Source organism: Nitrospinota bacterium, assembly GCA_016217735.1.
Classification (GTDB): Bacteria; Nitrospinota_A; UBA7883; order JACRGQ01; family JACRGQ01; genus JACRGQ01.
The window spans coordinates 1-9,862 of record JACRGQ010000075.1 but is presented as its reverse complement, the minus strand read 5'-3'; the positions used below and the strand labels follow the sequence as shown (position 1 = coordinate 9,862).

Annotated in this window: 12 protein-coding genes and 2 rRNA genes; 9 read left to right on the top strand and 5 right to left on the bottom strand. The window is 58.8% G+C overall.

The window, feature by feature from the left end; genetic code table 11:
• From HZA03_12405 to HZA03_12390, 4 genes are all read left to right on the top strand, one after another.
• Positions 1–241: ribosomal RNA gene (locus HZA03_12405) — 23S ribosomal RNA — on the top strand; the annotation flags it as partial.
• A 49-nt stretch (positions 242–290) separates the two neighbouring features.
• Positions 291–407: ribosomal RNA gene (gene rrf, locus HZA03_12400) — 5S ribosomal RNA — on the top strand.
• Positions 408–541: 134 nt separating this feature from the next.
• Positions 542–823, top strand: a complete 282-nt coding sequence (locus HZA03_12395) for a type II toxin-antitoxin system RelE/ParE family toxin (protein MBI5638756.1) — start codon at positions 542–544, stop codon at positions 821–823.
• Positions 824–837: 14 nt separating this feature from the next.
• The gene (locus HZA03_12390; GenBank protein MBI5638755.1) at positions 838–1,146 is read left to right on the top strand and encodes a HigA family addiction module antidote protein; all 309 of its coding nucleotides are present in this window, start codon (positions 838–840) and stop codon (positions 1,144–1,146) included.
• A 269-nt stretch (positions 1,147–1,415) separates the two neighbouring features.
• On the opposite strand, the gene HZA03_12385 is transcribed toward HZA03_12390, so the two are convergent.
• Together HZA03_12385 and HZA03_12380 are read right to left on the bottom strand one after the other, a co-directional pair.
• Entirely contained in the window at positions 1,416–1,640 is a 225-nt protein-coding gene (locus HZA03_12385) for a type II toxin-antitoxin system MqsA family antitoxin (protein ID MBI5638754.1), read from the bottom strand.
• Positions 1,637–2,950 (bottom strand): tyrosine--tRNA ligase, encoded by a 1,314-nt coding sequence (locus HZA03_12380; protein MBI5638753.1) that lies wholly within the window; start codon positions 2,948–2,950, stop codon positions 1,637–1,639. Before HZA03_12380 ends, HZA03_12385 begins: the two co-directional genes overlap by 4 nt.
• Before the next feature lie 23 nt (positions 2,951–2,973).
• On the opposite strand from HZA03_12380, the gene HZA03_12375 reads away from it, so the two are divergent.
• Both HZA03_12375 and HZA03_12370 read left to right on the top strand, forming a co-directional pair.
• Positions 2,974–4,635 (top strand): radical SAM protein, encoded by a 1,662-nt coding sequence (locus tag HZA03_12375; protein MBI5638752.1) that lies wholly within the window; start codon positions 2,974–2,976, stop codon positions 4,633–4,635.
• The gene (locus HZA03_12370; GenBank protein ID MBI5638751.1) at positions 4,605–5,375 is read left to right on the top strand and encodes a polyphenol oxidase family protein; all 771 of its coding nucleotides are present in this window, start codon (positions 4,605–4,607) and stop codon (positions 5,373–5,375) included. The genes HZA03_12375 and HZA03_12370 overlap by 31 nt, the downstream gene beginning before the upstream one ends.
• Before the next feature lie 165 nt (positions 5,376–5,540).
• Here the strand turns inward: HZA03_12370 and HZA03_12365 are convergent, their stop codons facing one another.
• Positions 5,541–6,194, bottom strand: coding sequence for a molybdenum cofactor biosynthesis protein MoaE (locus tag HZA03_12365; GenBank protein MBI5638750.1), 654 nt, complete (start codon positions 6,192–6,194; stop codon positions 5,541–5,543).
• Between the two features lie 107 nt (positions 6,195–6,301).
• Here HZA03_12365 and moaA point away from each other — a divergent pair, with 107 nt between their 5' ends.
• From moaA to HZA03_12350, 3 genes are read left to right on the top strand one after another with little or no spacing between them, the layout of a single operon-like run.
• On the top strand, positions 6,302–7,291 hold the full coding sequence (moaA, locus tag HZA03_12360; protein MBI5638749.1) for a GTP 3',8-cyclase MoaA: 990 nt from the start codon (positions 6,302–6,304) through the stop codon (positions 7,289–7,291).
• Positions 7,292–7,298: 7 nt separating this feature from the next.
• On the top strand, positions 7,299–7,487 hold the full coding sequence (locus HZA03_12355; protein MBI5638748.1) for a hypothetical protein: 189 nt from the start codon (positions 7,299–7,301) through the stop codon (positions 7,485–7,487).
• Complete coding sequence (locus HZA03_12350) at positions 7,484–7,789, top strand: hypothetical protein (GenBank protein MBI5638747.1); 306 nt, start codon at positions 7,484–7,486, stop codon at positions 7,787–7,789. The genes HZA03_12355 and HZA03_12350 overlap by 4 nt, the downstream gene beginning before the upstream one ends.
• Before the next feature lie 157 nt (positions 7,790–7,946).
• On the opposite strand, the gene HZA03_12345 is transcribed toward HZA03_12350, so the two are convergent.
• Both HZA03_12345 and HZA03_12340 read right to left on the bottom strand, forming a co-directional pair.
• A complete protein-coding gene (locus HZA03_12345) occupies positions 7,947–8,450 on the bottom strand; it encodes a DUF4149 domain-containing protein (protein ID MBI5638746.1) in 504 nt (167 codons plus the stop codon).
• 119 nt (positions 8,451–8,569) lie between these two features.
• Positions 8,570–9,862, bottom strand: a 1,293-nt coding sequence (locus HZA03_12340; protein ID MBI5638745.1) for an SEC-C domain-containing protein, incomplete at its 5' end; no start/stop codon positions are given.

Genomic DNA, 9,862 nt, shown 5'->3' with positions numbered 1-9,862 from the left:
GCTCCTAGTACGAGAGGACCGGAGTGAACGAACCTCTGGTGCGCCGGTTGTCACGCCAGTGGCATAGCCGGGTAGCCAAGTTCGGCATGGATAACCGCTGAAAGCATAAAAGCGGGAAGCCATTCCCAAGATAAGATTTCCCTAAAGGCCCCTCGAAGACTACGAGGTTGATAGGCCAGGTGTGGAAGCGCGGCAACGCGTGGAGCTGACTGGTACTAATAGGCCGTTTGGCTTGACTTTAATTTTAATTCCGTCCAGCTATCTATTGATCAGCCCAAATAAATTTAATTGCCGGTGACAATTGCGAGAAGGTCACACCCGATCCCATACCGAACTCGGAAGTTAAGCTTCTCCGCGCCGATGGTACTACTCGGGAAACCGAAGGGGAGAGTAGGTCGTCGCCGGCTATAACATTAAAAAGCCTCGTGCTGGAGTAATTCCCGGCCGAGGCTTTTTTTTCGTCCAAAATTGCCGTTTTGCTGGCGGCACGTTTGTACCCTCTGGCGTTATATAACATTATGCGTTATATTGGCCGCAAGTCATGATAAGGACATTTGGCTGTGCGAAAACGAGGGATCTGTTCGTTACCGGGAAAAGCAGGCATTTCCCGATAGGGGTTTGCAAAGTCGGGTTGCGAAAGCTCGATTATTTGCACGCCGCAAGGCGGCTGGATGACCTTGCAAAGGTGCCGGGCCACAGGCTTGAAGCGCTAAAAGGCGATTACGGCGGGTTTTACAGCATCAGGATCAACGACCAGTACCGGATCGTTTTCCGGCTCGAGGATTCCGATGCGTATGACGTTAAGGTAACCGACTACCGCTAGAGCAGGAGTAAACGATGGAAATGAAACGGAAGCCGACCCATCCGGGAGAGATTTTGCGCGAAGATTTCTTAAAGCCCCTGAACCTCACCCAAGTGGAGCTGGCAAAGGCTTTGGGAACGGCTTTTCGCACCATTAACGAAATCGTCAACGAGCGGCGGAACCTCAGCCCCGAAATGGCCGTTAAACTTGCCCGGTACTTCGGCACTTCCGAGGAAGTGTGGCTTAACCTCCAAAACCAGCATGACATCTACCGGGTGAAAACCAGAAACAAAAAGATGCTTGTAAGCATTAAGCCCCTCCGCGCATCCCACGCTTCCCGCTAGCGTTTTTGCCGAGGCCAATCAGTTGCCGAAAGATATTTCACACAAGCTTCCCCCATCGGCGCAGTGGGCCGATTTTTTATCATCATTTCCGCGAAGCTTGTCCCCGCGAAGGCGGGGGGCGGGAATCCAGAAACAGATCAAAGCTTTTTTTCTCCGGGTGGGTACACAATTTATTGTGTACATCGGCCCAACGGGCCGACCCTAAACGCCGGAGTTTTTAACCACGAATGGCACGAAGAGCACGAAAAATGAGAAGGAAGGAAAAATTTTCAGGCAGCGTAGAGGAGTATCTCAACAACGGCTCCTTTGCGAACCGCTTCTTCGGCCTGCGCCATCAAGCGACCGGCAATCTCGTCGGAAAGATAATATTCGCCACAGTTGGGGCAAATATCGGCTGGCACATTTTTGAATACAATGGTGCTCTCTCCGCGCTGGAGCGTAACGGTGGTCTCGCCCGGCCGGATCTCGCCATGTTTACAGATAACGCAGTTCACCTTTTTTCCCCGTCTTGGGGTTTGTTCTCGGGTTTTTCTCGAAATATTTTATATTCATATGATTCTTTTTCCCGACGAATTAATTCTTCAGTGACGTCTTTTGGCGGGAGGAGTTTGATGTAGCGCTTTTTGCCGAGGCGGATGATGTGTTCCCCTTTTGGCAGGGCGACTTCGGGGTCGTCGGCTTTTGTGCCATCGATGGCGAGGCCGCCTTGCTTGATAAGGCGGCGCCCTTCGCCCGCGCTTTTCAGCGCGCCAGTAGCGGCTAAAATGGAGACGAGCTTCTCAGTTTCACCGCTCCAGACGTGGGAAAAAACCTCCATCTCGTCCGGCACTTCTTTATTGCGGAATTGCGCGTTAAAACCTTCTTCGGCCTGGGCCGCCTCGTCTTCGCCGTGGAAACGTGCCGCGATCCGCCGCGCCAGTTCCATCTTAGCCACGCGAGGATGTTTTTCGCCGCTGGCAAGGCCCTTTTTCAGCGCGTCCAATTCGTCGGGGGTGGCGCCCCCCACCAGTTCGTAATATTTCACCATCAGTTCGTCGCTGATGCTCATTACCTTGCCCACGATTTCGCGCGCCGGCTCCTCTATGCCGATGTAGTTGCCCAGCGATTTGCTCATCTTGTTCACGCCGTCGGTGCCTTCCAGCAACGGCATGGTGATCACCACCTGCGGCGGCTGGCCGATGCTGTAGTCGCGTTGCAGTTCGCGCCCCACCAGCAGGTTGAATTTCTGGTCGGTGCCGCCCAGTTCCACATCGGCTTTCAGGTGGACGGAATCGTATCCCTGCAAGAGGGGGTAAAGGAACTCATGCACGGCGATGGGCCGATTCTCTTTGTAGCGTTTGGAGAAATCCTCGCGCTCCAGCATCCGCGCCACCGTGTAGCGGCTGGCAAGCCGGATGAACTCGGCCGGGCTGAGCGCCCCCAGCCATTCGGCGTTGAAAACAACTTTCGTCTTTTTCGCATCCAATATCTTAAAAATCTGCCGCTGATAGGTCTCGGCGTTCTGTATCACCTGTTCGCGCGTGAGCGGTGGGCGGGTGTCGGTCTTGCCGGTCGGGTCGCCAATCATGGCGGTGAAATCGCCGATGAGGAACACCACCTGATGCCCCAGTTCCTGAAACTGCCCCATCTTGTGGATGAGCACCGTGTGGCCGAGGTGGATGTCCGGCGCGGTCGGATCGAATCCCGCCTTTACAACAAGCGGACGGTTCAGCGCCAGCTTGGCGCGAAGCTCCGCCTCGTTGATGACCTCCGCCGCCCCCTGGCGGATTATCCGTACCTGTTCGTCGACGCTTTTTGTTACCATAGTAAGGTGAAAGATTATCACATATGAAACCGGAAGCGATAGACCGGGACGCATCCTTCGCCGTGCGGCTGGCCTACCCCAACACCGCATCGGTGGGGGCGAGCTATCTCGGTTTCCACAAAATCTTTGCCGCTTTTTCCGCCGTATGCCAGTGCGAGGCCGCATTCATGCCGGATAACGGAGGCGCCGGAACGTTGAACCTTGCGCGGTGCGATCTCGCCGCCTTCTCCTTCACCTTTGAAATGGATGTGTTGAACCTGCTACGGATGCTCAAGGAAAACAACATCCCGCTGATGGCGGCGGAACGCAACGACCGTCACCCGTTGGTCTGCGCCGGGGGGATCGTGCCGACCATGAACCCGGAGCCGTTCGCCGCGTTTTTCGATTTCTTCGTGCTGGGCGAGGGGGAGCTTGCGATACCGGCGCTGGTGGGAAAACTTTCCGCCAGCCGCCACGGGTCGCGGGAACAGAGGTTGCGCGATATCGCTGATATCGAAGGGGTGTATATCCCGTCGCTCTATGAAGTGGAAGAGAACAGCGATGGCTCGATAAAAACCCGCTGCCCCCTCGATGATGCGCCAGAGCGGGTGAAGCGGCTGTACGATCCCGATTTTGGCCGCACCGGGTCGGCCCAGCTTGCCGGGTTGGAAGGCTCCATCTTCCGCGATTCGCACCTCATCGAAACCGGCAAGGGGTGCGGGCAGGGATGCCGTTTCTGCGCCAGCGGCTTCGTTTACCGTCCGGTGCGCCATGTGGACAAGGAGAGGCTCTTTGCGCAGATCGACGAGGGGCTGGCCCCCGGGGGGCTTGCCCGCAAGGAGCGGATCGGTCTGATCGGCAGCGCCATCTGTGAGCACCCGGAGATCGGCGCGGTGTACGACCACATCTTGAAAAAAGGGGGCGGCATCAACGTGTCGTCACTCCGCGTGGAGTACCTTTCCGCTGAAACGCTCGCCAGGCTGGCGGCGGGCGGGCTGAAGACCATGACCATCGCCCCCGAGGCGGGGAGCGAACGGCTCCGCCGCGCCGTCAACAAGCGGATGACCGATGACGACGTGTTGGGGGCCGTGCGGTTGGCGGCCGACGCGGGCATTTTGAACGTGAAGTGCTACTTCCTCATTGGCCTGCCGGGGGAGCGCGATGAAGACATTGCCGCACTGGCCTCTTTGGCGAAAAGAATCCGCGATGAACTGTTGGCCGGCAGCAAACGGCATGGCCGCGCGGGGAAAATAACCGTTGGCGTGAATCCGTTTGTGCCCAAACCGCAAACCCCGTTCCAGTGGGAGCCGGTCGCGCCGCTGGCGGAATTAAAGGAAAAAAGCGCACAGCTTAAAAAAGCGCTGTTGCGGGAAAGCAACATGGAATTGAAAATCGAGGGGGGCAAAAACGCCGCCGCGCAGGGGCTTTTGAGCGTGGGGGGGCGTTCGGTATCCACGCTCATCATGCGGGCGTTCGAGGAAGGGGGCTGGACCGCCGCGTTAAAAACCCCCGCCGCCAAATCGGCCTACGCCCGGCGCAAAGAATTCGGCGAAGCCCTTCCGTGGGATTTCATCGACAGCGGCGTCACAAAGAAGTACCTTCAAGCCGAGGCGGGAAAAGCCGCCAATGAAAAAACCACGCCGCCTTGCCCCCCCGAACACGCGGGGTGCAAACGGTGCGGCGAATTTTTGGGGAACTGCTGCTGATGAGCCACATGACGCGCCACGAGCGGGATGGCATTGCGTGGTACAGCTATGATGATCTGGACAAGCTTGGCTGGCTGGCCAACTGGGTCACCACGCGCAATGGGGGGCAGGCGAAACATGGCTTCGATCTCGCCCGCAACAGCGGCGAGGCGGGGGTAATGGAAAACCGTCACAAGGCCGCCGATCTGTTTGCCGGCGGACATCCCATTTTTTTGCCGCGGCAGGTGCATGGCACCATAGTTTGTTCCGCCACCGGTGGCGGGCGCGAAGCTGACGCGGTGTTGATAACCGGGCCGAACCAGCCGGCCGGCGTGCTCACCGCCGATTGCCTGCCGATAATTTTGGCCGATACGCGGAACAGGGCCGCCGCCGTTATCCACGCCGGGCGGCAAGGGGTTTTTGACAACATCATCGCCGCCGCCATTGCGCGGCTCACCGGCGCACCCAAAGACCTTGTGGCGGTGATCGGCCCCGCCATCCGCTCCTGCTGTTACGAAGTGAAAGACGGCGTCTTTGCCGGGGGCTATGATTCGTTCAAACGTTTTCTTGCGAAGGGGCGGCTGGATATTGCCGCTGCCGCGAAGGAACAGTTGCTGGCCGCCGGTGTGCCTGAAGCGGCCATCTTCGATAGCGGTATCTGCACATCGTGCCGCACCGATGAGTTTTACAGCCACCGCGCCGAAAAAGGGGATACCGGCCGCTTCATGACCGGCATCATGATTCGTCCCTCCGGGGAATAAGAAAATATTTTCTACCACGAATGGCATGAAGAACACGAATAATTAAAACAAAAGTTTTTCGCCTCCCCCCATTTCCATTCGTGATCTTCGTGGTTCAAAATCCCTTTCCGGAAAGGGATTCTTCGCTACGCTCGGAATGACAAAACTGCGGTTAAGGATGGTCTGTTAAAGTCCTTCCACCCAGAAACCGCCGTCCGCGGCGAACTCTTTTTTCCACATGGGCACCCGTTTTTTAAGCTCGTCGATGGCGTACCGGCAGGCGGCGAACGCCGCGTCGCGGTGTCCCGCCGCCGCCACGATGCCGACGATCTGCTCCCCCGGACGCAATATCCCGATGCGATGCACCACCGTCACGTTGACGGCCGCGAATTTTTCCACCGCCTCCGCCCGCACCTTTTCCAGTTCCTTCATTGCCATCGATTCGTAGCAGCCAATCTCTATCCGCTCGACGGCTTTTCCCCTCGCGTTGTCGCGCACCCGGCCCACGAACGTGGCGATTCCCCCCACGCCACTGTTTCCCCCCGCGCAGAGGCTCGTTTCCGCAGCCATGTCGAAATCCTCCGTCTGTATCCGCGCCAGCGCCGCGCCGCCGGATAGCGGACTCATCACCGCCACCGTGTCGGCGTTCCGCGCCACCGTATCCGGCCCGGCCATCTCCTCGTTCACGGCGAAGAGCAGCCGCGAAAATGCCACCCCCGGCAGCCGCGCCGCGAGATGCCGGTCGAAAATCTCCGCCACGGTCAGAGGGGATTCCAAAAATATCTCTTCCCCGTCCGTCTTCAGCCGTTCCCGCACGGCGGCGAAATAGAGCAGTTTCATGAAGGGTATTTTACCCTTTTCCGCGCGCCGCCACTCCGCAAAACCGGCTATAGGCCCATAAAAGGAACTGCGGCATTTTTCCGCCGCAATCCGTGTAGAATAAAATAATGGATCAGCCCAAAGACCGCTTCGGGCGCGGCGTGAACTACATCCGCGTCTCGGTGACAAAACGGTGCAACCTCCGTTGCGCCTACTGCATGCCGATGGACGGCAGCCTCGTCCACCCCAATAACGACATCCTCACCATCGGGCAGATAACGCGGCTTGTCGCCCTCTTTGCGCCATTTGGCATACGCAAGGTGCGGCTCACCGGGGGCGAACCGTTGCTGCGCAAGGGGATATTCGGCCTCATCCGCGACCTCAAGAACATATCCGGCATAGACGAAGTGACCATGACAACCAACGGCGTCCTGCTGGAAAAGATGATTCCGCGCCTCCAGGAAGCGGGGCTGGACCGCATCAACATATCGCTTGATTCGCTCAAGCCTGAGCGGCTGAGGGGCATCAGCGGCCACGACATCCACGGGGCCGTCGTGCGCGCCATCCGCCACGTGACCGATGGACGGCTCTGGCCGCTTAAGATAAATGTGGTGGCGATACGCGGGTTTAACGACGACGAGATCTTGGATTTTGCGCAACTGGCGCATGAACTGCCGGTGGAGATACGTTTCATCGAAATGATGCCGACCGCGCACAACCGGCTCTTCCGCGGCAGGAGCGCCATTCCGGCGGCGGAAATCGAACGGGCGGTGCGTGAGCGCCTCGATCTGCGCCCCGCGCGGCACACTCCCACCGGCGGCCCGGCGGAGGTTTATGATATTGTCGGCGGCGCGGGGCGGGTTGGCTTCGTCGCGCCGCTTAGCAGGCACTTTTGCGGCGGCTGCAACCGCCTGCGGCTTACCGCCGAGGGGGCGCTGCGCTCGTGCCTTTTCAGCGACAGCGAGGTGGACCTGCGCCGCGGATTTTTGGGGGATGCGCCGGATCAGTGGTTCATCGACCGTTTCAGGGAATCGCTCGCGGCAAAACCGGAAGGGCACGGCCTCACCGCCGCCTCGGACGCCCCATGCGAAAAACCGATGGCCGCCATCGGCGGGTAGGATGACGATGGAACAGGATCGCCGGCAGGACGCCTTCGCCGATTTCACCGTGCCGGATCCCGGCCGCATTCTCAAGGTGAAAAACTGGCTGCTTCGCAACGGGCGGCTGGAGAAGCCGGATGCCGCAGTGCTGGAAATAGGCTACGCGCGCGGCGGTCTGCTGGATCAACTGGGCGCGCGGCCGGGCCTGATTTGAAGCCGGGCGGGACGCTGGCGCTCACCACCCCGAACATCTTTTTCCTCGCCAGCCGGATCGCATTTCCCTTCGGCGTGATGCCGTTCATGGCCCACGCGCCGTTTCACTATCACATGTACAGCGTAAAATCGCTTTCGGCGCTGGTGGCGGAAAGCGGCTACACGGTGGACAAGGCGCTATCCAGCCACCTGTTGATTTCCACCCGGATGAACGTGCCGCTGGGAAAACTCTGCGAATGGCTGGGCGACATCTTCCCCTCGTTCGGCGCGCACGTCATCCTTTTCGCCACGAAGAAGGAATAGCCCGGAAACCGCCGATCTTTTGAAAATTATCGCGTTGGCCCGTATTTTTCTTGGTCGGCATACCGGTGTATGCCTTCCGCGAAAAATCCATCCCCGCCGCGTCTTTTCAAAAGCTTGGCTGGTTTCCCGCTTTGTCGTGAATAAAATAGGTCGGGGGTTACAGCCCCAGAAAGCTTTTGGCCGATTCAGTGAAGGCGGGCTTTACCACCGCCGGAACGTACCAGAGGTAGCCCAGCATCAGGAAGAGCACGGCCATGTTTGTGATGGCGGAGATGCCGTGAATCCGTCCGAACTCCTTATGGAGCGCCTCTCTTTTTTCCGCGTTCTGTTCGGCATTCATTTGCGCCTTGATGTCGCGGGCTTTCACGCCGATCACCATGCCGGAAACAAAACTGAGCGCCACCGCGACGGCCAAAATGCCGAACTGCATCTTAAAAGCGGATACATTGCCCTTGGCGATGTAGAACAACGTGCCGAGCAACAGCAACGAACAGACGTACCCCATCATCCAGTATTTCGGAAAAATGGCCCCCACCACCGTGCCCGCCATATCGCGCGTGAGATGTTTGAAAATCGCCGGCGCGCCGATGAACGAAAAGAAAACCATTCCCCCAACCCACACGCAGAGCGTGAGCAGGTGGATGTATTTCACATATGCCATTGTCGCCCTCCTTTTCGCAATACCTGTTAACCGTCTTTATACCACGCCATCCGCTCAAAATGCGTGTTGGCGGGCGCACATTGTAATGTGCAGCGCTGAAGAAAAGGGGAAGGCGCGGGTCAGTGGCCGATACCGTGGCACTTTTTGTATTTTTTCCCGCTGCCGCAGGGGCAGGGATCGTTGCGGCCGATTTTGTCGTGGTCGCGCTTCACGGTATGCGGCTCTTCGGGCGGCGCGCCGTGGCTTTCCACCATGCGTACCGGTTGGCGGCGCTGCGCCAGCGGCTCTTCTTTCCGCTCTTCGGCCACCTGGATGCGGAAAAGGACGCCGGTCACCTCGCGGCGGAAGCGGTCGATCATTTCGCCGAAGAGCGCGTGTCCTTCTTTTTTGTATTCGTTGAGCGGGTTTTTCTGGGCGTAGCCGCGGAAGTTTATCCCTTCCTTCAGGTGATCCATTATCAGCAGGTGTTCCTTCCACTGCGTATCGATCACGTTCAGCATGATGTACTGTTTCAATTCGGCGTAGCGTTCCGGGGTGATTTCCGCTTCCTTGGCGTTGTAGAGATTTTCGATTTCGTGTTCAACGGCGTTGAGCACGTCTTCGGGCATCATGGTGTCCCACGCCAGCGCCCGCGAACCGATTTTGAGGTGTTTCCCTTTCTCTATCTCCACCGCCATGCCAAAGTGGGTGGTAAGGCGGGTTTTCAGCCCCTCCACGTCCCAGTCGTCGGCGTGCGCTTTTTCGTCCATCGTCTCGGCGATGAACTCTTCGGCGGTCTGGTCGGCGAAATCCAGCAGCGTTTCGCGCAGGTCGGCCCCCTCCAGAATCAAGCGGCGCTGGCCGTAGATGGTCTCGCGCTGCTTGTTCATCACGTCGTCGTATTCCAGCAGATGTTTGCGGATGTCGAAGTTGTGCCCTTCCACCCGCTTTTGGGCGTTTTCGATGGCGCGGGAGACCATGCCGTGTTCGATAGGCTCCCCCTTCTCCATGCCGAGCTTTTCCATGATGGTGGAAAGCCGTTCGGAGCCGAAGATGCGCATCAGGTCGTCTTCCATCGAAAGGTAGAAACGGCTTTCGCCGGGGTCGCCCTGCCGGCCGGAGCGGCCGCGGAGCTGGTTGTCGATGCGGCGGCTTTCGTGCCGCTCGGTGCCGATGATTTTGAGGCCCCCCGCGGCGAGCACGTCCTCGCGTTCGGCGGCGCACGATACGGTCAGTTCGGCCAGCCGTTCGGCCCAGCCTTCGCCCCCCTCGTGCAACCCTTCGGATTTGGCGAGCATTTCAGGATTGCCCCCCAGCACGATGTCGGTGCCGCGGCCGGCCATGTTGGTGGCGATGGTGACGGCGTTCCTCTGGCCCGCCTTCGCCACGATCTCGGCTTCCTTCTCGTGGTGTTTCGCGTTCAGCACCGAGTG